Annotated in this window: 24 protein-coding genes and 1 tRNA gene; 11 read left to right on the forward strand and 14 right to left on the reverse strand. The window is 64.4% G+C overall.

Features of this window, described 5'->3' with window-relative positions; genetic code table 11:
* Positions 1-91 precede the first annotated feature (91 nt).
* A complete protein-coding gene (gene ppsA / locus EJO66_RS08790; protein WP_124959281.1) occupies positions 92-2,485 on the reverse strand; it encodes a phosphoenolpyruvate synthase in 2,394 nt (797 codons plus the stop codon).
* A gap of 190 nt (positions 2,486-2,675) precedes the next feature.
* On the opposite strand from ppsA, the gene ppsR reads away from it, so the two are divergent.
* Complete coding sequence (ppsR, locus tag EJO66_RS08795) at positions 2,676-3,497, forward strand: posphoenolpyruvate synthetase regulatory kinase/phosphorylase PpsR (RefSeq protein WP_124959280.1); 822 nt, start codon at positions 2,676-2,678, stop codon at positions 3,495-3,497.
* 34 nt (positions 3,498-3,531) lie between these two features.
* Here ppsR and ahpF read toward each other — a convergent pair whose 3' ends face one another.
* Positions 3,532-5,103: an alkyl hydroperoxide reductase subunit F gene (ahpF, locus tag EJO66_RS08800; protein WP_124959279.1), complete on the reverse strand. Its 1,572-nt coding sequence runs from the start codon at positions 5,101-5,103 to the stop codon at positions 3,532-3,534.
* Positions 5,104-5,192: 89 nt separating this feature from the next.
* A complete protein-coding gene (gene ahpC, locus EJO66_RS08805) occupies positions 5,193-5,756 on the reverse strand; it encodes an alkyl hydroperoxide reductase subunit C (protein WP_007830764.1) in 564 nt (187 codons plus the stop codon).
* A 261-nt stretch (positions 5,757-6,017) separates the two neighbouring features.
* Here ahpC and bfr point away from each other — a divergent pair, with 261 nt between their 5' ends.
* The 6 genes from bfr (at position 6,018) to hemP (ending at position 9,421) form a co-directional block, all read left to right on the forward strand.
* Positions 6,018-6,494, forward strand: coding sequence for a bacterioferritin (gene bfr, locus EJO66_RS08810; protein WP_025569326.1), 477 nt, complete (start codon positions 6,018-6,020; stop codon positions 6,492-6,494).
* Positions 6,495-6,873: 379 nt separating this feature from the next.
* Entirely contained in the window at positions 6,874-7,146 is a 273-nt protein-coding gene (locus tag EJO66_RS08820; protein ID WP_018903007.1) for a (2Fe-2S)-binding protein, read from the forward strand.
* A gap of 108 nt (positions 7,147-7,254) precedes the next feature.
* Positions 7,255-7,956 (forward strand): energy transducer TonB, encoded by a 702-nt coding sequence (locus EJO66_RS08825; protein ID WP_420856670.1) that lies wholly within the window; start codon positions 7,255-7,257, stop codon positions 7,954-7,956.
* Between the two features lie 22 nt (positions 7,957-7,978).
* A complete protein-coding gene (locus EJO66_RS08830; RefSeq protein ID WP_125965049.1) occupies positions 7,979-8,695 on the forward strand; it encodes a MotA/TolQ/ExbB proton channel family protein in 717 nt (238 codons plus the stop codon).
* Between the two features lie 4 nt (positions 8,696-8,699).
* Positions 8,700-9,113 (forward strand): ExbD/TolR family protein, encoded by a 414-nt coding sequence (locus EJO66_RS08835; protein ID WP_125965050.1) that lies wholly within the window; start codon positions 8,700-8,702, stop codon positions 9,111-9,113.
* Positions 9,114-9,208: 95 nt separating this feature from the next.
* Positions 9,209-9,421 carry a hemin uptake protein HemP gene (gene hemP, locus EJO66_RS08840; protein ID WP_018903010.1) on the forward strand — a complete coding sequence of 71 codons (213 nt, stop codon included), beginning with the start codon at positions 9,209-9,211 and terminating at the stop codon, positions 9,419-9,421.
* Positions 9,422-9,599: 178 nt separating this feature from the next.
* Here the strand turns inward: hemP and EJO66_RS08845 are convergent, their stop codons facing one another.
* A complete protein-coding gene (locus EJO66_RS08845) occupies positions 9,600-10,007 on the reverse strand; it encodes a GlcG/HbpS family heme-binding protein (RefSeq protein ID WP_124959275.1) in 408 nt (135 codons plus the stop codon).
* 165 nt (positions 10,008-10,172) lie between these two features.
* Between EJO66_RS08845 and EJO66_RS08850 the strand changes: the two genes are divergently transcribed.
* Complete coding sequence (locus tag EJO66_RS08850; protein WP_124959274.1) at positions 10,173-10,874, forward strand: Bax inhibitor-1/YccA family protein; 702 nt, start codon at positions 10,173-10,175, stop codon at positions 10,872-10,874.
* 60 nt (positions 10,875-10,934) lie between these two features.
* Here EJO66_RS08850 and rlmD read toward each other — a convergent pair whose 3' ends face one another.
* The 5 genes from rlmD to surE are packed head-to-tail and all read right to left on the reverse strand — an operon-like array spanning position 10,935 to position 15,882.
* A complete protein-coding gene (rlmD, locus tag EJO66_RS08855) occupies positions 10,935-12,383 on the reverse strand; it encodes a 23S rRNA (uracil(1939)-C(5))-methyltransferase RlmD (RefSeq protein ID WP_125965051.1) in 1,449 nt (482 codons plus the stop codon).
* A gap of 53 nt (positions 12,384-12,436) precedes the next feature.
* Positions 12,437-13,438 (reverse strand): sigma-70 family RNA polymerase sigma factor, encoded by a 1,002-nt coding sequence (locus EJO66_RS08860; protein ID WP_125965052.1) that lies wholly within the window; start codon positions 13,436-13,438, stop codon positions 12,437-12,439.
* A gap of 4 nt (positions 13,439-13,442) precedes the next feature.
* Entirely contained in the window at positions 13,443-14,336 is an 894-nt protein-coding gene (locus EJO66_RS08865; RefSeq protein ID WP_125965053.1) for a peptidoglycan DD-metalloendopeptidase family protein, read from the reverse strand.
* An 11-nt stretch (positions 14,337-14,347) separates the two neighbouring features.
* Positions 14,348-15,121 carry a protein-L-isoaspartate(D-aspartate) O-methyltransferase gene (locus tag EJO66_RS08870; protein WP_124959270.1) on the reverse strand — a complete coding sequence of 258 codons (774 nt, stop codon included), beginning with the start codon at positions 15,119-15,121 and terminating at the stop codon, positions 14,348-14,350.
* A 2-nt stretch (positions 15,122-15,123) separates the two neighbouring features.
* Entirely contained in the window at positions 15,124-15,882 is a 759-nt protein-coding gene (gene surE / locus EJO66_RS08875) for a 5'/3'-nucleotidase SurE (RefSeq protein WP_021006511.1), read from the reverse strand.
* Between the two features lie 128 nt (positions 15,883-16,010).
* Here surE and EJO66_RS08880 point away from each other — a divergent pair, with 128 nt between their 5' ends.
* A complete protein-coding gene (locus EJO66_RS08880) occupies positions 16,011-16,997 on the forward strand; it encodes an NADPH:quinone oxidoreductase family protein (protein ID WP_125965054.1) in 987 nt (328 codons plus the stop codon).
* A gap of 87 nt (positions 16,998-17,084) precedes the next feature.
* Here EJO66_RS08880 and EJO66_RS08885 read toward each other — a convergent pair whose 3' ends face one another.
* The 3 genes from EJO66_RS08885 to EJO66_RS08895 form a co-directional block, all read right to left on the reverse strand.
* Entirely contained in the window at positions 17,085-17,429 is a 345-nt protein-coding gene (locus EJO66_RS08885) for an H-NS histone family protein (RefSeq protein WP_012746936.1), read from the reverse strand.
* A 264-nt stretch (positions 17,430-17,693) separates the two neighbouring features.
* Positions 17,694-17,769 (reverse strand) — tRNA-His (locus tag EJO66_RS08890).
* A 75-nt stretch (positions 17,770-17,844) separates the two neighbouring features.
* Positions 17,845-18,537, reverse strand: coding sequence for a YbhB/YbcL family Raf kinase inhibitor-like protein (locus EJO66_RS08895; RefSeq protein ID WP_240648551.1), 693 nt, complete (start codon positions 18,535-18,537; stop codon positions 17,845-17,847).
* Between the two features lie 157 nt (positions 18,538-18,694).
* Between EJO66_RS08895 and EJO66_RS08900 the strand changes: the two genes are divergently transcribed.
* Together EJO66_RS08900 and EJO66_RS08905 are read left to right on the forward strand one after the other, a co-directional pair.
* The gene (locus tag EJO66_RS08900) at positions 18,695-18,943 is read left to right on the forward strand and encodes a GlsB/YeaQ/YmgE family stress response membrane protein (RefSeq protein WP_012746934.1); all 249 of its coding nucleotides are present in this window, start codon (positions 18,695-18,697) and stop codon (positions 18,941-18,943) included.
* Positions 18,944-18,964: 21 nt separating this feature from the next.
* Positions 18,965-19,297 carry a hypothetical protein gene (locus tag EJO66_RS08905; RefSeq protein WP_124959266.1) on the forward strand — a complete coding sequence of 111 codons (333 nt, stop codon included), beginning with the start codon at positions 18,965-18,967 and terminating at the stop codon, positions 19,295-19,297.
* A 27-nt stretch (positions 19,298-19,324) separates the two neighbouring features.
* Here the strand turns inward: EJO66_RS08905 and EJO66_RS08910 are convergent, their stop codons facing one another.
* Positions 19,325-19,999 (reverse strand): histidine phosphatase family protein, encoded by a 675-nt coding sequence (locus EJO66_RS08910; protein WP_124959265.1) that lies wholly within the window; start codon positions 19,997-19,999, stop codon positions 19,325-19,327.
* Between the two features lie 125 nt (positions 20,000-20,124).
* Complete coding sequence (locus EJO66_RS08915) at positions 20,125-22,035, reverse strand: SurA N-terminal domain-containing protein (RefSeq protein WP_125965055.1); 1,911 nt, start codon at positions 22,033-22,035, stop codon at positions 20,125-20,127.
* Positions 22,036-22,340: the final 305 nt, after the last annotated feature.

Here is a 22,340-nt window from a genome sequence, read left to right on the forward strand (position 1 = left end):
AGCGACGTGCCAAAGCGGGAATTCCCCGGTGAGGGACTCCCCGCAAAGGCTACCGCGTGACGGGGCGCGCGCCCCCGCCGCTCTTCAATTGTCAGCGCTTGGCGAGCTGCTGCCAGGTGTCGATGACGCTGTCCGGATTGAGCGAAATCGACTCGATGCCCTGCTCCGCCAGCCAGAGCGCGAAGTCCGGGTGGTCGCTGGGGCCCTGGCCGCAGATGCCGACGTACTTGCCCTCGGCCTTGCAGGCCTTGATGACGCGGCTCAGCAGCGCCTTGATGGCCGGGTCGCGCTCGTCGAAATCGGCAGCGAGCAGTTCGAGCCCCGAATCGCGGTCCAGGCCGAGCGTGAGCTGGGTCAGGTCGTTCGAGCCGATCGAGAAGCCGTCGAAGAACTTCAGGAACTCTTCGGGCAGCACGGCATTGCTCGGCACCTCGCACATCATGATCAGCTTGAGCTCGTTCTCGCCGCGCTTCAGGCCATGTTCGCCGAGCAGCGTGGTCACGCGTTCGGCCTGGCCCAGGGTGCGCACGAAGGGCACCATGATCTGCACGTTGACGAGGCCCATGTCGTTGCGCACGCGCTTGAGCGCCTCGCATTCCATGGCAAAGGCCTCGCCGAAATCCTTGCTCAGGTAGCGCGCGGCGCCACGGAAGCCGAGCATCGGGTTTTCTTCTTCCGGCTCGTAGCGGCTGCCGCCGATCAGCTTGCGGTATTCGTTCGACTTGAAGTCCGACAGGCGAACGATCACCTTCTTGGGCCAGAAGGCCGCAGCGATGGTCGCGATGCCTTCGGCGACCTTGTCGACATAGAAGGCGCGCGGCGAGGCGTGGCCACGGGCCACCGACTCCACGGCCTTCTTCAGGTCGTTGTCGACGTTCGGATAGTCCAGGATCGCCTTCGGATGCACGCCGATGTTGTTGTTGATGATGAACTCGAGGCGGGCCAGGCCCACGCCGTGGTTCGGCAGCTGAGCGAAGTCGAAGGCCAGCTGCGGGTTGCCGACGTTCATCATCAGCTGGATGTCGATCTCGGGCATCACGCCGCGCTGCACTTCGGTCACTTCGGTTTCGAGCAGGCCGTCGTAGATGAAGCCGGTGTCGCCCTCGGCGCAGCTCACGGTCACCAGCGTACCGTCCTTGAGCAGGTCGGTGGCGTCGCCGCAACCGACCACGGCCGGAATGCCGAGCTCGCGCGCAATGATGGCCGCGTGGCAGGTGCGCCCGCCGCGGTTGGTGACGATGGCGGCGGCGCGCTTCATCACCGGCTCCCAGTTGGGGTCGGTCATGTCGGTGACGAGTACGTCGCCGGCCTGGACCTTGTCCATTTCGCTGATGTTGTGCACAAGCCGCACGGGACCGGTGCCGATCTTCTGGCCGATGGCACGGCCTTCGGCGAGCACCGCCCCCTTGCCCAGCAGCTTGTAGCGCTGCTCGGCCTTGCCCTGCTGCTGGCTCTTCACGGTTTCAGGGCGCGCCTGCAGGATGTAGAGCTGGCCGTCGGTGCCGTCCTTGCCCCACTCGATGTCCATCGGGCGGCCATAGTGCTCTTCGATGACGAGCGCATACCTGGCGAGCTGCTCGACGTCGGCGTCGCTCAGCGAATAGCGGTTGCGCTGCTCGGCCTTGACGTCGGTGGTCTTCACCAGCTTGCCGGTGGCCTTTTTCTCCTCGGGCGACGCGAACTCCATCTGGATCAGCTTGGAGCCCAGGTTGCGGCGGATCACGGCCTTCTTGCCGGCACGCAGCGTGGGCTTGTGAACATAGAACTCGTCGGGGTTCACGGCGCCCTGCACCACCGTTTCGCCGAGGCCGTAGCTGGAGGTGATGAACACCACGTCCTCGAAGCCCGACTCGGTGTCGATGGTGAACATCACACCGGCCGCGCCGAGGTCGGAACGGACCATGCGCTGCACGCCCGCCGAGAGCGCCACCACGTCGTGCGCGAAGCCCTTGTGCACGCGGTAGCTGATGGCGCGGTCGTTGTAGAGGGAGGCGAACACCTCCTTCATCTTGTGCAGCACGTCGTCGATGCCGACCACGTTGAGGAAGGTTTCCTGCTGGCCCGCGAACGAGGCGTCGGGCAGGTCTTCGGCCGTGGCCGAGGAGCGCACGGCGAACGAGGCGGCGGGGTTGCCGGCGCTCAGTTCCGCAAACGCATCGGCAATGGCTTTCTGCAGATCGGCCGGAAAGGGCTGGGCCTCGACCATGGCGCGGATCTCGGCGCCGGCCACGGCCAGCGCCCGCACGTCTTCGGTGTCCAGTGCGGCGAGCCGCTTGCTGATCTTGTCGGCCAGGCCGTCGTGGGCCAGGAACTGGCGGAACGCATGCGCCGTGGTCGCAAAGCCCGTGGGCACCCGCACGCCCTGCGGCAGCTGCGAGATCATTTCGCCGAGGCTGGCGTTCTTGCCGCCGACCGACTCGACGTCGGTCATCCTCAGGTTTTCAAACGGTACGACCAGGGCGGTCGCGTCGAAAAGTGCAGACATGGGAAAGCTCCAGAAGTTGAAACCGGTGCTGCATGCAGACGGCGCGGCACGATCGTTGTCGTTGCTCTGGGTGCGGGCGCGGTGTGCATGGAAAGAATTGGGGGTGGGAAAGCGGATTCCCGATAATGGCCCGGATTGTAGGCGTGGCGAGATTGCACGCGCCGCAGGACAAGGCCGCAAGAGCAACACCATGCATACACGCACCGTTTTCTTCATTTCCGATGGCACCGGCATCACCGCCGAAACATTCGGTAACGCCGTGCTGGCCCAGTTCGAGATGAAGCCGCGCCACGTGCGGCTGCCTTTCACCGACACGGTCGACAAGGCGCACCAGGCGGTGCGGCAGATCAACCACACGGCCGAACTGGAGGGCGTGCGCCCCATCGTCTTCACGACGCTGGCGAACATGGAGGTGCTGGAGGTGATCGAAACCGGCTGCAAGGGCATGCTGCTCGACATGTTCGGCACCTTCGTGCGGCCGCTGGAGATCGAGCTGGCGGTGAAGTCGAACCACCGCATCGGCCGCTTCAGCGACGTCAGCAAGAGCAAGGAATACGACGCCCGCATTGCGGCCATCGACTTCAGCCTGGCCCACGACGACGGCCAGAGCAACCGGGACCTCGAGGGCGCCGACGTGATCCTGGTGGGCGTGAGCCGCAGCGGCAAGACGCCGACCTCTCTCTACCTGGCGATGCAGCACGGCCTGAAGGCGGCCAACTACCCGCTGATTCCGGAAGACTTCGAGCGCCGCCAGCTGCCGCCAGCGCTGATGCCCCACCGCAAGAAGATCTTCGGCCTCACGATCCAGCCCGAGCGCCTGAGCCAGATCCGCAACGAGCGCCGGCCGGATTCGCGCTACGCCAGCCTCGAGAACTGCCGCAACGAGGTGAGCGAAGCCGAAGCCATGATGCGCCGCGCCGGCATCCGGTGGCTTTCGACGACGACCAAGTCGATCGAGGAAATTGCCACCACCATCCTGCAGGAACTGAAGCCCGAGCGGCTGGTTTACTGAGCCAGCCGCTCGGCCAGGCCGCCGCAGGCGCCGTTCAGGCGGCCGCCTGCTCGGCCGGGGCCGAGGTCCGGATCAGGTGATCGAAGGCACCGAGCGCCGCCTTCGCCCCGTCGCCGGCCGCGATGATGATCTGCTTGAACGGCACGGTCGTCACGTCGCCCGCGGCGAACACGCCCGGCACCGAGGTCTGGCCCCTGGCGTCGACCACGATCTCGCCGTGCTTGGTCAGCTCGACCACGCCCTTGAGCCAGTCGGTGTTGGGCACCAGGCCGATCTGGATGAACACGCCTTCGAGTTCGACCTTCTTCAGCTCGCCCGTCGCGCGGTCCTTGTAGACCAGGCCGTTGACCTTCTGGTCGCCGGTGATCTCGGTGGTCTGCGCGTTGGTGAACACGTCGACGTTCTTCAGGCTCTTGAGCTTTCGCTGCAGCACGGCGTCGGCGCGCAGTTGCGTGTCGAACTCGATCAGCGTGACGTGGCCAACGATGCCGGCCAGGTCGATGGCCGCTTCGACGCCCGAATTGCCGCCGCCGATCACGGCCACGCGCTTGCCCTTGAACAACGGGCCGTCGCAATGCGGGCAGTAGGCCACGCCCTTGTTCTTGAACTCGTGCTCGCCGGGCACGTTGATGTTGCGCCAGCGCGCACCGGTCGAGATGATGATCGACTTGCTCTTGAGTGAAGCGCCGCTCTCGAGCTGGACCTCGATCAGGTCCTTGCCCGGAACCAGCGCCTTGGCGCGCTGCAGGTTCATGATGTCGACGTCGTAGTCGCGCACATGCTCTTCAAGGGCGTGGGCGAACTTCGGTCCTTCGGTTTCCTTGATCGAGATGAAGTTCTCGATGCCCAGCGTGTCGAGCACCTGGCCGCCGAAGCGCTCCGACGCCACGCCCGTGCGGATGCCCTTGCGCGCCGCATACACGGCCGCCGCCGCGCCGGCCGGGCCACCGCCGACGATCAGCACGTCGAACGGGTCCTTGGCGGCGATCTTCTTTGCCTCGCGCTCGACGCCGCTGGTGTCGATCTTCGCGAGGATCTCTTCCAGGCTCATGCGCCCCTGGCCGAACTCGGTGCCGTTCAGGAACACGGTGGGCACCGCCATCACCTGGCGCTCCTTGACCTCTTCCTGGAAGGTACCGCCCTCGATCATCGTGGTGCGGATGCGCGGGTTCTGGATGGCCATCAGGTTCAGAGCCTGGACCACGTCGGGGCAGTTGTGGCAGGTGAGCGAAACGTAGATCTCGAACTCGAAGTCGCCGTCGAGCGCGCGGATCTGGTCGAGCACCGCCTGCTCGACCTTCGGCGGATAGCCGCCGATCTGCAGCAGCGCAAGGATCAGCGAGGTGAATTCATGGCCCATCGGCAGGCCGGCAAAGCGCGGGCCATGGTTCTCGCTCGGGCGGTTGACCGAGAAAGAAGGCTTGCGATGGTTGTCGTCGCGGCTTTCGGTCAACTTGACCAGCGGCGACGCTTCTGCGACGTCCTTCAGCAGCGACAGCATTTCGCCCGAGGCCTTGCTGTCGTCGAGCGAGGCGACGATCTCGATCGGCTGCGTGGCGCGCTCGAGGTAACTCTTCAATTGGGCTTTGGTGCTGGCGTCGAGCATGACGGACTCTCTTTCGATAACTGAAAACTATCAACTGGGGACAAAAAAGCCCGGGGCCTCGTGAGCGCCCGGGCTTTCGCGCGGGAAGCTTAGATCTTGCCGACGAGGTCGAACGACGGTGCGATGGTCTTGTCGCCCTCATTCCACTTGGCCGGGCAGACTTCGTTCGGGTGGGCGGCGGTGTAGACCGCTGCCTTCAGCTTGCGCAGGGTCTCCTTGACGTCGCGGGCGATTTCGTTGGAGTGCACTTCGGCGGTCTTGATGATGCCTTCGGGGTTGATCACGAAGGTGCCGCGCAGTGCCAAGCCTTCTTCGGGGATGTGCACGCCGAACGCGTTGGTCAGCGTGTGGGTCGGGTCGCCCACCAGGGGGAACTTGGCCTTGCCGACGGCGGGCGACGTGTCGTGCCAGACCTTGTGCGAGAAGTGCGTGTCGGTGGTCACGATGTAGACCTCGGCACCCAGCTTCTGGAACTCGGGGTAGTTGTCGGCCGCGTCTTCGACTTCGGTCGGGCAGTTGAAGGTGAAGGCCGCCGGCATGAAGATCAGCACGGACCATTTGCCCTTGAGCGTCTCGTCGGACACATCGATGAACTTGCCGTTGAGGTAGGCCTGGGTCTTGAAGGGTTGGACTTGGGTGTTGATCAGGGACATGGTGATTCCTTGGATGCTGCGGGTGGACAAAAATAAGTGCGAGCCATGAGTATAGCTACCAAATAGGACAAATTCATAGTAAAGAGCTATCGACCACATCGCTGAGGCCTATGAAAGACAAAGGGCCGTCGCCCTCGCCTCCTGCTCGAATACGAACGTGTATCACCATCAAACGCATGCAGACCGGCGCAGCATGGGATTGCTTGCAAGAGCTCGCTCGCCCCTCTCACAATCCCTGCTTTCAGAACAAGGAAAACAATCATGAAGGGCGACCCCAAGGTCATCGAACATCTGCAGGCGCAGCTCAAGAACGAGCTCACCGCCATCAACCAGTACTTCCTCCACTACCGCATGCTCAAGCACTGGGGCCTGGACAAGCTGGCCAAGAAGGAATACGAGGAATCGATCGGCGAAATGAAGCACGCCGACAAGCTGATGGACCGCATCTTCATGCTCGACGGCCTGCCGAACCTGCAGGACCTGGGCAAGCTGAACATCGGCGAAGACGTGCCCGAACTGCTGAGCTGCGACCTGGGCGCCGAAACCGGCGCGCAAGCCACGATCAAGGATGGCATCGCCTACTGCGAGACGGTGCGCGACTACGTTTCGCGCGACCTGTTGCAGGAAATCCTGGACGACACGGAAGAGCACATCGACTTCCTCGAAACCCAGATCGACCTGATCGACAAGGTCGGCGTGCAGAACTATCTGCAGTCGCAGATGGGCGAAGTCAGCTGATCGGACCGAACCGGGGCGACGTTCTCAGTCGACGTCACCCGGTTCCTGCGGGCGCCGGCGCCCGCTGATCATGGCGGCAGGTTTGCCCTGTGCCGCCAGTTCGCGAAAACAACACCGGCCAGATACAGGGCGATCAGCGCCACCAGTGTCCAGGCCAAGCTGCGGTGGATCCATCCCACCGACGCCAATCCCAGAACATGTCGAGCGAGCACATCCAGCCACCCAGCGGGTTGTGGCCCGGATGGCGCTTTCGCGCCCGAGCTTTTCCCGAAAATCAGTACGGAAGACCTCCTGCGGGGATAGTTATTGAAAATGCGAGAGATTCGTATTTATAATCGGCTCGTACCCAACCAGCCAGCCAACTGCCGCTTTCACCACCATGATCGTTTGCGTCTGCCGCCGAGTCTCCGACCGCGAAATCGCACGTCACGTGCGGGCGGGCATGACCTTCGACGAAGTCCAGTTCGAACTTGGCGTGGCCACCCAATGTGGCCAGTGTGAAGGCTGTGCGCGCGATATCGTCGCGCAGTGCAGCGCCTCTCACCCGGTCGCCGCGTTGAACCGCGAATCGGGAACGAGTGCGATCCAGCTTGCCACCTCCATCTCGGAAAGCAAGGCATGGAACTCTTCTCGGCACTCGGCGGCAGCCTGATACTCGTTGCAGGCTCGGTCTGGTGGATCTTTCGTAAGTAAACAGTAGTCGTAGCGGTTTTGCTGCAATCGAGGCACGCTCCGTGGGTGCCCGCATTCGAATTGGTTGATCGTGTCTGACCGCTTTGCCCCCCCTCCTTCCGTTCTGGGCCTCTCGCGCAATGCACTCATTGCCGGGGGCGTGATCCTGTTTCATGCAGCCGCGCTGTGGGCGCTGCAAAGCGGCCTGCTGCGCCGCGCTGCCGAAGTGGTGATCCCCGTCGAAATCCTGAGCCAGTTCGTCGAGCCGCCCAAGCCGGCCGAGCCGCCGCCTCCTCCCCCACCGCCACCTCCGCAGCGCAAGCCCGAGGCCGTCAAGCCCCCGCCTCGCCCGGTGGCCATCCGCGAACCGAAGCCGACACCGGCGCCCAGCGCGCCGGTCGGCGTGCCCGAGCCTCCACCCGCCGCGCCCGTCGCGGAAGCTCCCGCTCCCACGCCGCCCGCTCCCCCGGCCCCGCCGCCGGCGCCGCCCGCACCACGGACGATCGAAATCTCGGAAGGCCAGACGCGGTACGTCAGGGAGCCCAGGCTCGTGTATCCCAGCATGAGCAGGCGCCTGGGCGAGTCGGGTACCACCGTCGTCTCGATCTATTTCGACAGCGAAGGCTTTGCCAAGCGCGTCGAACTCTTCAAGTCCAGCGGATTCGAACGCCTGGACGAAGCCGCGCTCAGCGCCGCCCGCACCGCCCAGGTCACGCCCTTCAGGCAAACGGGAGGCAACGCACAGACCACCTACCTGCTGCGGGCTCCCTTCTCATTCAAACTGAACTAATTTTTCTCTGGAGCAACTTCGTATGGATTCCCAATTCGGCTTGATGAACGTCTGGAACCAGGGCGATTTCGTCACCAAGGCCGTCGCGCTGCTGTTGATCGGCATGTCGCTTGCGTCGTGGATCGTGATCATCATCAAGGCGCTCGACGTCATCAAGTACAAGCGTCTTGCCAGCCATTCGCAGGACTTCTGGCACAGCGAGGACTTCGCAACCGCCCTCAACAAGCTCGGCAAGGACGACAGCAACCCCTTCCGCGCGCTCGCGCTCGAAGGCCGCGAAGCGGCTGCGCACCATCGCAACACGAAGGCCCATCTGCACGATGCACTGGACGTGAGCGACTGGATCACGCGCTCGCTGCGCAACGGCATCGATGCGTTCACTGCGCGCCTTCAAACCGGCCTCGCCATCCTGGCATCGGTCGGTTCGACGGCGCCGTTCATCGGCCTGTTCGGCACGGTTTGGGGCATCTATCACGCGCTCATGAGCATCGGATCGGCCGGCCAGGCCACCATCGACAAGGTGGCGGGCCCCATCGGCGAAGCACTGATCATGACGGCATTGGGCCTTGCGGTGGCCATTCCGGCGGTGCTGGGCTACAACGCACTGGTGCGCGGCAACAAGTTTGTTCTCACCAAGCTCAACAGCTTTGCCCATGACCTGCACGCCTACTTCGTGACGGGCGCGCGCGTGCAAAGCGGCGGCAGCGACGCCATCGTGGTTCCGCTCAAGAAGGGCTGAGATCATGGCTTTCGGAACCCAGGACGAACCCGATGAGGTGATGAACGAGATCAACATGACGCCGCTGGTCGACGTCATGCTGGTGCTCCTGATCATCTTCATCATCACGGTGCCGGTGATGAAACACGCAGTCAACATCGACCTGCCCCGCGCCACCAGCGAACCCGAGCAGGCCAAGCCGGAGAACATCCTGTTCAGCATTTCTGCCCAGGGCGACTACTACTGGAACGAGCAGAAGATCGACGACGCCGATCTGCCCGGCCGACTCGCCGCCGAAGCCGCCAAGAACCCGCAGCCCGAGCTGCACATCCGCGGCGACAAGGAAGTGCGCTACGAGCGCGTGGCCAAGGCGATGTCGGCAGCCCGCGAGGCAGGGGTGCGCAAGATCGGCTTCATTACCGAGCCCGACGCGAAGTAAGCCACTGAATGGTCCTAAAAAAAGTTGATCGCGGCGATTGACTTTTTATTGCGAATCATTATCATTCACGCATCGCTTCGATAAGGGAATTTCAGATGCAAGCCAAACCGAACGCCTTTTCTGTTCTGAGCCATCCTTCGCTCGACCAATCGGGTGGCGGACATGCGTCCATCCAGGCACCGCGCCCGGCGCCGATGGTCGAAAGCACGGAGCTTCTCAAGGGAAGCAAGACCGTGGGCATCATGCACAACGGTTCCCTCTATCGGCTCCAGGCCACCAAACTCGGCAAGCTGATTCTTACCAAATAAGCCGTCAGCCCGCCCTTCGCGCAAGTTTCATCGTGGGGCGACTTGAGGAGATTCATCTCCGAGGGTCGTTTTTTGCTAGCCAACGGTTCGCCGACTAGCCAAGCTTTTTTTCACGCTGGATATCCAACAAAAACGCCGACTCGAAGTCGGCGTTTTGCTTTGGTGCTTCGAATAATGCTCAAAGACCGAGGGCTGCAATGCCTGCCTTGGCAATCTGGGCATCTTCGTTCGACTTCACGCCGCTCACGCCGACGGCGCCGATCACCTGGCCGTCCTTCACGATGGGCACGCCGCCCTCCAGCAGGCCCTGTACGGCGGGCGCCGTGAGAAACGCGCTGCGGCCACCGTTGATGATGTCCTCGTAGACCTTGCTCTCGCGGCGTCCCATGGCTGCGGTGTGCGCCTTCGCAGGCGCGATGTGGGACGACAGTGCCGCGGCGCCATCGAGGCGCTGGAGCCACAGCAGGTTGCCGGCATCGTCGGAGATGGCAATGGTCACCGCCCAGTTGTTCTTGAGGGCTTCGGCTTCGGCAGCGGCGGCAATGGCCTTGACATCGGCGAGTTCGAGGAAGGGCTTGGTCTTCATGTTGAGAATCAGGTTGCGTAAAACCCGACAGCATAACGGCCAACCGGCCCGGGACCGCCGCGGCGCTTAGGACCATCGTCCATACGGTCTTTGTGCCGCCCCCCTCTTGCAGACCCCTAGAATGCGCCCAACTGCATCATTGCAGCAACCAAAGGAGCTACGGCCATGAACGACCGCGTTACCACCCTCGACACTTCCGCCGGCTACGGCCAGGCGCTGCCGCAGGCTGAGCGCCAACGCGTCCTGCGCAACACCTATTGGCTGCTCGCGCTGAGCCTGCTGCCTACCGTGCTGGGCGCCTGGATCGGCGTCGCCACCGGCATTACCAGTTCGCTCACGGGTGGGCTGGGCCTCATCGTCTTTCTCGGCGGCGCTTTCGGCTTCATGTTCGCCATCGAGAAAACCAAGAATTCGGCCGCCGGCGTGCCGGTGCTGCTGGCCTTCACCTTCTTCATGGGCCTGATGCTGTCGCGGCTGATCGCGATGGTGCTGGGCTTCAAGAACGGTTCCGAGCTCATCATGACCGCGTTCGGCGGCACCGCCGGCGTTTTCTTCGTGATGGCTTCGCTGGCCACGGTGATCAAGCGCGACCTGTCGGGCATGGGCAAGTGGCTCTTCGTCGGCGCCATGGTGCTGATGGTGGGTGCCATCATCAACGTCTTCGTCGGCTCGAGCGCCGGCATGATGGCCATCTCGGTGGCAGCCATCGGCATCTTCTCGGCCTTCATGCTGTATGACCTGAAGCAGATCATGGATGGCGGCGAAACCAACTACATCAGTGCCACGCTCGCGCTTTACCTGGACCTTTTCAACGTGTTCCAGAGCCTGCTGGCCCTGCTGGGGCTCGCCGGCGGCGAACGCGACTGAGCGAACAACGCACGAGGCGCCGCATGCGCCAATGAAAAAAGGGCCCGGCGGGCCCTTTTTTCATGCCAGATCGAACACAGCAATCGACTCGACGTGCGCCGTGTGCGGGAACATGTTGATCACCCCCGCGAACGTGCAGCGGTAGCCGGCCTGGTGCACCAGCAGGCCGGCGTCCCGTGCCAGGGTGGACGGATTGCAGCTCACGTAGACGATGCGCCTGGGCGGTGTCCAGCCATCGGTTCGCAGTTCGGGCTGCAGGTGCAGGTCGGCCATGGCCTTGGCCAGCGCGAAGGCGCCCTCGCGCGGCGGGTCGACCAGCCACTTGTCGGCACTGCCATCGGCCACCAGCATGGCGGGAGTCATTTCGAAGAGGTTGCGGGCCACGAACCGGGTTGCCGACAGCGCCCGCCTGGCGGAGGTGGCGGGCTGGTTCTTCCTGAAGTTGTCGCTCGCGCGCGCGACCAGGGTGTCGCTGCCCTCGATGCCCAGGACCTCGCGCGCACGGCTGGCCAGCGGCAGGGTGAAGTTGCCGAGGCCGCAGAACCAGTCGATCACGCGCTCGTCGGCCTGCACGTCGAGCAGGCGCAGCGCCTTTCCCACCAGGGCACGGTTGATGTGCGGATTGACCTGCGTGAAATCTGTGGGCTTGAACGGCATCGTCACACCGAACTGGGGCAGCTCGTAGGACAGCGTCATGCCGCCCTCCTCCAGCAGCTTCACCGTGTCCGGCCCCTTGGCCTGCAGCCACCACTGGACGCCGGCGTTCTGCGCCGCGAAGGCCTTCAGGCGGCCGACGTCCGCATTGGAGAGCGGCTCCAGGTGCCTCAGCACCAAAGCGATCGTGCCGAGCGAGGTGGTACCGGGCGCATCCCCGCAGGCGAGTTCGATCTGCGGGCAGGTTTCGCGGGCGTCCAGCGAACCGATCAAGGCGCGCAGCGGCATCAGCATGTCGCTGACCTGCTTCGGCAGCACCGGACAGACCTGCATGTCGGCGAGATACCGGCTCTTGCGCTCGTGAAAGCCGATCAGCACAGTGCCCTTCTTGACCACATGGCGCACCGAGAGCCGGGCGCGGTAGCGGTAGTGCCAGGCCGGCCCTTCCAGCGGCCGCAGCACGTTTTCGGGCCGCACCTTGCCAAGGTGCCACAGGTTGTCCTCGAGGGCGCGCTGTTTCACCGCAACCTGCGCCGCCTCGTCCAGATGCTGCATCTTGCAGCCGCCGCACGCACCGGTGTGCAAACCGAAATGCGGGCAGCCAGGCCGCACCCGCTGCGACGATTCGCGCCGGATGGCCGTGACCGTGCCCTGCTCCCAGTTGTTCTTGCGGCGATGAACGTTGAATTGCACTTCCTCGAAAGGCAAGGCGCCCTCGATGAACACGACCATGCCTTCGGCGTTGTGCGCAACGCCTTGCGCGTCGAGGTCGAGCGACTCGACCTTGAGCCATTCGCCCGCCGCGGTTGCCGGGGTTTTCGCGGGGACTTTCTTTTCTTCGTTGGATTCCGTCATTCCCCGATTGTCTCAGCGCCGGCCCGGCCCTTCGCGGCCACGGCAGAGCCCTGCTAGAACAGGGCGTCGCGCCCCACGCCGGAACGGATCAGCTGGCGCCGCATCTTGGCCAGCGCCTCGTTCTGGATCTGCCTCACGCGCTCGCGCGTCAGCCCGAGGCGCACGCTCAGCACCTCGAGCGTCTCGGGCTCGCGGTCGTGCAGGCCGTAGCGGCCCTCCAGCACCTCGCGCTCACGCGCATCGAGTGCGTGGACCCATTGATCGAGCAAGCGCGCGACCTCGTGGGTGTGTGTGACGTCGGTCGGATCGCCTTGGCCATCCTCGGACGCCACGATGTCGGCCAGGGTGAAGCCTTCATCTCCGTGCGCATCGCCGGCATCGAGCGAACGCGGCGCCTCGGCCAACGCCAGCAGTTCCGCGACCGCCTGCACGTCCAGTCCCAGAAATGCCGCGACATCCTCCACGCGCACGCCATCGGGCCGATGCGCCAGGAACTCGGCATCGCCTTCAAGCGTGCGGCGGGCCCGCAGCACCTGCTGCAGTTCGCGCACCACATGCACCGGCAGGCGGATCGCACGGGCCTGGGTCATCACTGCGCGCTCGACCGACTGGCGAATCCACCAGGTCGCATAGGTGGAAAAGCGAAAGCCCCGTTCGGGTTCGAACTTGGTGATGGCGTGCATCAGGCCGAGATTGCCTTCCTCGATGAGATCGGAAAGCGGCACGCCCCGGCCCAGATAGGCCTTGGCGATGTTCACAACCAGCCTCAGGTTGTGCTCGATCATCGATTGCCGCGCTGCAAAATTGCCGGCGCGCGCGGCGCATGCGGTCTGGTATTCCTCTTCAGGCGTGAAGAGTTCGGTACGCCGCACCTGGCGCAGGTAGATCGTCAGGGCATCGGCGCCCTCGCCGCCAGGCGAATCGGTTGCGGCAATCAGATCTGCAGCAAGTGCAGCAGGCTTCTCAGGCGACCCTCGTTGGCCGTTCTCTACTGTCCTGCCCCGGCCCACCGGACGACGCACGGGCAGTGCGCGACGGGGGCTGGAAGCGGCCATGGCATCACCGGCTCGGCAAGTAGCGCGCCGGATCGACGGGCTTGCCCTGGCGGCGGATTTCGAAATGCAGCTTGACGCGGTCGGCGTCGCTGTTGCCCATCTCGGCGATCTTCTGACCCTTTTGCACCGACTGGTCTTCCTTCACGAGCAGCGTCTGGTTGTGCGCGTAGGCCGTGAGGTAGGTGTTGTTGTGCTTCAGGATGATCAGGTTGCCATAGCCGCGCAAACCTGCGCCGGCATAGACTACCCGGCCGTCGGCGGCTGCGAGGACGGCGTCGCCCGCCTTGCCGCCGATGTCGAAGCCCTTGTTCTTGGCGTCGTCGAACCCCGCGAGCAGCGTGCCGTGCGCAGGCCAGATCCAGCCGAGGTCTTCGTCGCCCGAGCTTGCTGCCGGCGCCGACGGCGACGCCGTGACCGGTGGCTTGCCGACCGCCGTGCTGGCAGGCGCCGCAGGCACCACCGCCGACGGCGGCGTGACAGGCTTGGTCACCACGCCCTCGGAAGAAGGAGCAGGCGCGGTTGCGACGACGGTGGCCGGCCCCACGGGCGGCACCACGCGCAGCACCTGGCCGACTTCGATCAGGTCGGGATTTTCAAGATTGTTCCAGCGAACGATGTTCTGCCAGCTCTGGCCGGTTTCGTTTCCGATGCGGCGAATCGTGTCGCCGGGCCGCACTGCGTAATAGCCCGGCTTGCCGTAGTTCTCGATGCCTGGAAGCGGCTTGCCCGAAGCGTCGGTGGTGATGAGCGGGCCACCGGGTGCCGCATTGGGCGCACGCGTCATCGTGCCCCGGTCTTCGACCGGTGCCGGCCCTCGCGGTGCGGCGCAGCCCGCGATCACGAGCACAACGGCCAACGTGATACCAGCGCACCAACTCCGATTGCCAAAACCCTGCATTTGTTGTTCCTTCAAGCGATGCCCGATTTTAGGGGGACAAAGTGAACCGCCTCAAGAATGCGGCGCTCGAGTCCACGGGCGGTTTTATCGATGACGACGAGCGCCTGCCCACCGCCTGCCGAGTGCGTGGGCGCCACGATGCGCCCGCCGACGGCGAGTTGTTCGATCCAGGCCTGCGGCACCGCTTCGCCGCCTGCCGCGGCGATGATGCCGGCATAGGGAGCACCCTTGGCATAGCCGACCATGCCGTCGCCCAGCATCAGATGAACCGTGGCCAGCCGGAAGTGCCGCAGGTTGGCGCGCGCGCGCTCGTGCAGCCCGCGCAGGCGCTCGATGCTGTAGACCTCCGTAGCCACGTGGTTCAGTACCGCGGCCTGGTAGCCGCAGCCGGTGCCGATTTCCAGCACACGGCCGAGACGGTCCTGCGGCTTGCCGACCAGTGCGGGCGCGCCCAGCAGGAGCTCGATCATGCGGGCGACCACGCTCGGCTTGGAGATGGTCTGGCCCAGCCCGATGGGCAGGCTCGTGTCTTCATACGCCTGGTTGACAAGCGCGCTGTCGACGAAGCGATGCCGCTCGACCGCGCTCAGCGCGCGGAGCACGCGCGCGTCGGCTATGCCTTGGGCGGCGAGCTTCTGCACCATGCGCGCCCGCACGGCGTCAGAGGCCATCGAAGGCGTGGCCGGCACCATTGGCTTGGCAGGCACGGCGGGCAGGCGCCCGCGCGTGGCGGCCGAGGCGGTGGGTGTAAGGCGAACCGGGAATCCAGGCCGTTGCGTGGCCATGCTCAATTACCGAGACGGGCAACCGTCTCGCGCCATTGGCCCAGGTTGGCATGGTCGGTCAAGTCGATCTGCAGCGGCGTCAATGCAATGTGGCCGGCGGCGGTTGCGTGGAAGTCGGTGCCTTCGCCGCTGTCCTTGGCGCCTCCGGCACCTGCAATCCAGTACATCGTTTCGCCTCGCGGGCTTTCCTGCGTGATGACCTTCTCCGCGGCATGGCGCCGGCCCAGCCGGCAAACCTTGATCGGCTTGAGCTCTTCGAGCGGCCGGTTCGGAACGTTCACATTGAGGAGGAACGCGCCGCCATCCAGCATGCGCTCGCGCTCGATCTGCTGCACCAGCCTCCGGGCCACCTGCGCGGCCGCATCGACGTGCGCCCAGCCCTTCTCGATCTGCGAGAACGCGATGGCCGGGATGCCGAACAGATAGGCCTCCATGGCGGCACCCACGGTGCCGGAGTAGATGGTGTCGTCGCCCATGTTGGCGCCGTTGTTGATGCCGGAAACCACCAGGTCGGGCCGGTAGTCGAGCAGCCCCTTGAGCGCGATGTGAACGCAATCGGCCGGCGTGCCCGTCACATAGCGAAAACCGTTGTGCGCCTTGTGCACGTAGAGCGGCGCCGCCAGCGTGAGGGCATTCGACTTGGCGCTGTTGTTGTGCTCGGGTGCAACCACCTCGACGTCCGCGATGTCCTTCAATGCGTCGTGCAATGCGACGATGCCCGGCGCCTGAAAACCATCGTCGTTGGAAATAAGTATCTTCATGGTGCTTTTCAGTGTCCGGATTGTAGGCGCCGCGTGCGTCGCAGCAGGGACAAGGGCGCCCTGCCGCGCCCCCTATCATCGCCTCGCATCCATTGCCCACACACGACTGATTCAAAGGAGACCCGAGCATGCACGCATGGCTTTGCGAAAACCCCACCGGCGTCGATGCGCTGACCTGGAAGGAACTGCCGACGCCGGCGCCGGGTCCGGGCCAGGTGCTGATCGAGATCAGGGCAGCCAGCCTCAACTTTCCCGATCTGCTGATCGTGCAGAACAAATACCAGATCAAGCCGCCGCTGCCGTTCGTGCCCGGTTCGGAATACGCCGGCATCGTCCAGTCGGTGGGCGAAGGCGTCACCCACCTGAAGGTCGGACAGAACGTGGCGTGCCTGTCGGGCACGGGCGGGTTCGCAACCCACACGCTGGCACCGGCGGCGCTGTGCATGCCGCTGCCCGAAGGCTTCGGCCATGTCGACGCGGCGGCGTTCATCATGATCTATGCCACCTCGTGGCATGCACTGATGGATCGCGCACAGCTCAAGCCCGGTGAAACCGTGCTCGTGCTCGGTGCAGCGGGCGGCGTGGGCACAGCCGCCATACAAATCGCAAAGGCAGCGGGCGCAAAAGTGATTGCAGCGGCCTCTACCGACGAGAAATGCGAACTCTGCCGCTCCATTGGCGCCGACGCCACGATCAACTACACGACGCATGCGCTTCCGGGCGGCTTTCGCGATGCCATCAAGGCCGCGACCGACGGCAAAGGCCCCGATGTCATTTACGACCCGGTGGGCGGTGATTTCGCCGAGCCTGCATTTCGCTCGATTGCCTGGCGCGGGCGCTATTTGGTGGTCGGCTTTGCCTCGGGGCCGATTCCGTCGCTGCCATTGAACCTGACGCTGCTGAAAGGCGCGTCCCTGGTCGGCGTGTTCTGGGGCGATTTCGCCAAGCGCGAGCCCAAGGCCAATGCACAAATGATGGCCGAATTGGCGCACTGGTACGGACAAGGAAAGATCAAGCCCGTGATCGACAGCACGATGCAGATGTCACAATTGAAAGCTGCCTATGCCCACATGGGATCGCGCGGCGTCAAAGGAAAACTCGTGATGGTGAACTGAGCGCTGCGGGTTTGTCCGGGTTTCGCACCCAATAAAAAAGCCCGCATCCGCGGGCTTTTTTTATTGGCGTGTGGCCTTCTCGGGCGCCTACTTGATCTCGAACTCGGAAAGCGACTTGCCCGCGGCCAGTGCCTCGGTCACCCAGCGTGGCTTGCGGCCGCGGCCGCCAGACCAGGTCTCGCCAGTCGGACCACGGTATTTGGCTGCTGCTTTGACCGCGGGAACCCCTGCACTGCGCTTAACCGAGCCGCCGCGTGCACTGAGTTTCAGGTCCGACGCGGTCAGGCCGTATTCAGCGATCTTCCGGCGCACATCTTCAATCACGCCCGCGCGCTCTTGGTTGCGAAGGTCTTCGGCCTGCTTGCGCAATTGCGCAATCTGCTCGTCGTACTTCTTGATCTGGGAATTGATATCGGCAAGGGTCGAAGCCATTGTTGGACTCCTGAAAATTGGAAACGGGGCGGATTTTAATTCAATTCCAATTTATTACAAGCGGGCGGTCGCGGGAAAATTGAGGGCCCTGCGCCAGGTTTGCGGCAGCGCACAATGCAGCGCGCACCGGTTTGGGCGCTTTTTATCAAACCAAAGGAAGAGCGCTGCGCCGGCCGCGGGAGCCGGAAATGACAACGCCGGGACTGGCCCGGCGTTGTGTTCCCGTGGACGCTATTGCGCAATAGCAGTCGGGAAAGGTATTTTTGGGGTGGCTGATGGGACTCGAACCCACGACGACCAGAATCACAATCTGGGACTCTACCAGCTGAGCTACAGCCACCGCAGAGCCTTCAATTGTAGCGGCAAAAACCCCGGTTTTCGCCACGGGTGCATGCGAACTGGCCTGAAATTCTTCTCAACCCGTGGCGAGGGGCCCTGCCGGGGCCGTCTTCTTGATCTTGATCGAGCCGTCCGGCCTTTCGCAGATGCCGATCAGCAGGCCGCTCGCGAGCGCGTGCTCCCGCAGGGCGTCGAACACCTCGTCCCGCCCTGGCGCGGCGGAAAACGCGGGCGTGTCATCGAGCGCAAACAGCTGAAAGGCGTAGCGGTGAGCGCCGTGTCCCGGAGGCGGATCGGGGGGCAGCCAAGCGACCTGCAGCCCGGAGTTGCGCCCCACGCGCATACCGGCAGCGCCGGCATTGTCCCGACTCGGTATGGCTGCCTCGTCGAGCTTGCCCTCGTTCGGCCGCAGGCCGACGACGATTGCATGCACGAGCGGATTCGGCGTCGGCGAATCGGCATCTTCGACCACCAGCACCAACGATTCGGTGCCCGCCGGAAGCTCGGCCCATTGCAGCGGCGGCGACAGGCCCTCGCCATCGGCCGTATAGCGCGACGGCAAGGGTGCGTGGTCCGCGAACGCAACGCTGCTCAAGGCGATCGACGCCATGCCCTGCCGCATGCCCAGCGTATTGAAGACGATCTTGTCCAAGCCCGCGCGCATCCCCTGCAGCGCGTGGCCGATGACTTCAGGCAGTTTTTCCAGCATGGCTCCGGTATAGCGCTGCACCGCGAAATACCCTGTAGGACACAACAGCAACCACGACATGGCCGTCTGCGCCAAAGTTCTCGGACTCGGGCCGCATGTGAATTCAGCCGGCTTCGGCTATGGCGTTGCTCCGCTATCATGAGCGCCGCTTGCTTCGACGGTTCGCGCTTTTCGCCGCGACCGCCACTTTCCAATTCACCGCCAAAGGAATTTCTTCATGAGCATCGTCTGGACCATCCTGATCGGGTTCATCGTGGGTCTCGTGGCGCGGGCCGTCAAGCCAGGCGACGATTCCGCCGGCTTCATCGTGACCACGCTGATCGGCGTGGCGGGTTCCTTGATCGTGACCTATGTCGGCCAGGCACTCGGCTGGTATACGGCGGGCCAGGGTGCGGGCTTCATCGCCTCGGTGCTGGGCGCGATCGTGCTGCTGATCCTGTACGGCCTGATCAAGCGCAAGAGCTGATCCGGCCGGCAGTGCGGATCGATGCCGCGCAAACCACGGGCGAGGCACCACGTCTACGTGGTCGAACTCGATGACCGCGTCTGGAATCATGGCCGGTTCAGGCGCGCCAATCCCGGCTACCAGCTCGGCAAGCCCTTTGTCTACGTCGGAATGACCGGGCTCGACCCCGACATCCGTTTCGACAAGCACAAGGCCGGCATCCAGGCCAACAGCTTCGTTCAGGCCTTCGGCCTCAGGCTGCTGCCCGCCCTCTACGAACGCTACAACCCGATGAGCTACGAGGATGCGCGCTCGATGGAGGTCGAGCTCGGCATCGCGCTGCGCCAGAGCGGCTACGGTGTCTGGCAGGCCTGAGGCCGATAGCTCCCCTGGGCCGAGGCCTCAGGCGTAGGTGATCCAGTTCTCGTAAGCCGCAGCGTCCAGGTGCGGCAGCGTGTTGTATGTGACAAGCATGTGCCGCTTGGGCGTGAAGGCAAACTCCGTTACCGCGGTGTTCCGGATGCGCAGATTCAGTTCGATCGTCGTTTCGGGGCTCGTGCCCAGCACATGGCCGACCGCCGTGCTGATAGGTCCGCCGCTCGACACCACCAGCACCTTGGCGCCGTGGTGGCGGTCGCGCACATGGTCGAGGGCCGTCGTCACGCCCGCCAGGAAGTCGACATAGCTCGGCATGCCGACGGGCTGCGTCCGGCCCTGCATCCAGGCGCCGAGGCCATCGCGCAAGAGGCGGAAGTGGTGCCGGTACATCTCCGGCGAATCGGGCTTTTCGAGCTTGCCCTCGTGGATAGTGGCAATGACCGCTTCGCTGTCGTACTCGTTGAGCCCGGGCCACGGGAGCACATCGTCGCGCTTCAGCGCGAGCCCCTCGGCAATGCCTTCCCAGGTCTGGCGATGGCGCTTCAGGGTGCCGGTGATCACGGCATCGAAATGCATGCCGCGCTCCCTCCAGTACTCGCCGAGGCGCACGGACTGCCTGTGCCCGAGCTCGCTCAGGTTGTCATAGTCGGCAGCGCCGAAACTGGCCTGGCCGTGGCGCACGAGATAGAGGGTTCCCATGCATGGGATTCTGGCGACAAGCGCATCCTGCGCTTGTCCCACGTGCGACGAAACGCGCGGTCGGGTGCTGGCCGCTGACCCGGACGCGACACGGCGTGCATCACGCCCGGTTCAGCAGGCCCAGGTCAACGGGCCACAGGCAGCGTCTCCGCCGGCTTCGGCACCAGGATCTCCGCCTTGAAGCGTTCCTTCAGCAGGTTGTAGTACGCAACTTCTTCCGCTGCGGTCACCGACTGGCCGACCTGCGCGTTCTCCTGCTGCGCTTGCTCAGGCGCCGACGGCGTGCGCGGAACGACCTTGGTCACGCGAACCACCGCGTAGCCTTGCGTGCCCAGGTCCACGCCCATCAGCGCGGGCAGCTTGGACGCGTCGGCGCGCAGCGCCGCATCGATGACGGCAATGGGCTGGGCCTGCACCTCGCGGCGCGAAACCGTGACCGGCGCGCCAAAGGTGGCGCCGTCGGCCTTCGCGGTCCAGGCGGCAAGCTTGGCTTCGCCCTCGGCCTTGGCCATCACCGCGGCACGCTCGGTGACGAGTTGCGCGCGGATCTTTTCCTTGACTTCGGCCAGGGGCACCGGATGCGCGGGCGTGTACTGGGTCACGCGGCCCGCCGCGAGCTGGTTGGAACCGACGTCGATGGCTTCGGTGTTCTGCTTGCGGTTCAGCGAATCGGCCGCGAACAGCGCGCTCAGGAAATTGCGGTTCGCCAGCACGCCGGTGGCGCCCGGTGCCGGGGTGCGCACCACGTTGCTCGCCGTCTGGATCGTGAGCTTCAGCTTTTCTGCCGCGGGCCTGAGGCTGTCGGGCTGCTGGTAGACCGCATCGGTGAAGGTTTCCGCGGCCTTCGCGAATTCCTGCGTTGCCTGCTGCGCGCGAACTTCATTCTCGATGGTGGCGCGCACCTGCTCGAATGGCGGCACCACGGCCGGCTTGATGTCGGTGAGGCGGATGATGTGATAGCCGAACTCGGTTTCGATCACGTCGCTGATGTCACCCTTCTTGAGCGCGAACATCGCGTCTTCGAAAGGCTTGACCATCGCGCCGCGGGTCACGAAGTCGAGGTCGCCGCCCTTCTCCGCCGATCCAGGATCCTGCGAATTCTTGCGCGCGACGTCGGCGAAGGTGGCGGGCGCCTTCTTCACTTCGGCGAGCAGTTGCTCCGCCTTGGCCTTGGCCTTGGCGCGGTCGGCTGCCGATGCGCTGGCCGGCGCGGTGATCAGGATGTGGCTTGCGCGGCGCTCTTCCTTGGTGCCGAAGCGTGCCGTGTTCTGCTCGTAGTAGGTCTTGAGGTCGGCCTCGTTGACCGAAATGTTCTTCTTGGCCGCTTCCAGGTCGAGCACGAGGTATTCGATGCTGGCCTGTTCGGGCGCCTGGAACTGGGCCGCATGGTCCTTGTAGTAGGTCTCGACGTCGGCGTCGCTCACGGTCACCTTCGACGCGAAGCTCTCGGGGTTGAAGCGCGCGACCTGGATCTCGCGCCGGTCGTAGAAGGCGTTGATGGTTGCCGCAGCCAGTGCAGGCGGCGTGAACGCCGTGCTCGTGATGCCCAGCAGCATCTGCTGCGTGGCCAGCTCGGCGCGCATCGACGCCTCGTACTGCTCCGGCGTGCGGCCGGTGACGCGCTGGAAGCTCTCGCGGTCGAACTTGCCGTCGGGCGTGCGGAACGCCGCAAGACCCGCGTCCTGCGCAAAGATCCGTGACAGCCGCTCTTCGGAGATCGTCACGTTCGACTTGGCCGCCGCCGCGGCCAGCACGCGATCGCGCACCATGCGCTCCAGCGTGGCATAGCGCATCACGTCGGATTCGAGCAGCGTCGGATCGACGTTGGGCGATTGCTGGCGGATGCGGTCGGTCTCGAGGCGATGCTGTGCATCCCACTCGGGCCGGGTGATGTTCTGGCCATCGACCCGCGCAACCTTCTCTTCGCCGCCGGAGCCCTGATAGCGCTCCACGCCAAAGAGGACGAACGAGGGAATGATCAGCAAGAACAAGAAAATCAGGACGATCTTGTTGTACCTGCGGAAGAAATCAAACATGCTTGAACACTCTTTAGCGACGGATGTCGGACGGCAATAAAAAAGGCGAACCTGTGTTCGCCTTTGCATCGGGTGGTGGTGGGTGCTGAGGGGCTCGAACCCCCGACCTACGCCTTGTAAGGGATAAGAATATCCTTACCTATCAAAGACTTAGGCAAACTGCCAGCCGATCACCACCAACTGGCGCGATGCGCGAAAGGCGATTCTACTCGGCGGCCTGCATGGGGAAGACCGTTGCAGCGCCGAGTCGCCCAACGCGCCGCCGGCAAAATCGCAGATGGCGCACCCGCAGGATTCGCGCCCCA

The sequence above is a fragment of the Variovorax beijingensis genome (assembly GCF_003951285.1).
Classification (GTDB): Bacteria; Pseudomonadota; Gammaproteobacteria; order Burkholderiales; family Burkholderiaceae_C; genus Variovorax; species Variovorax beijingensis.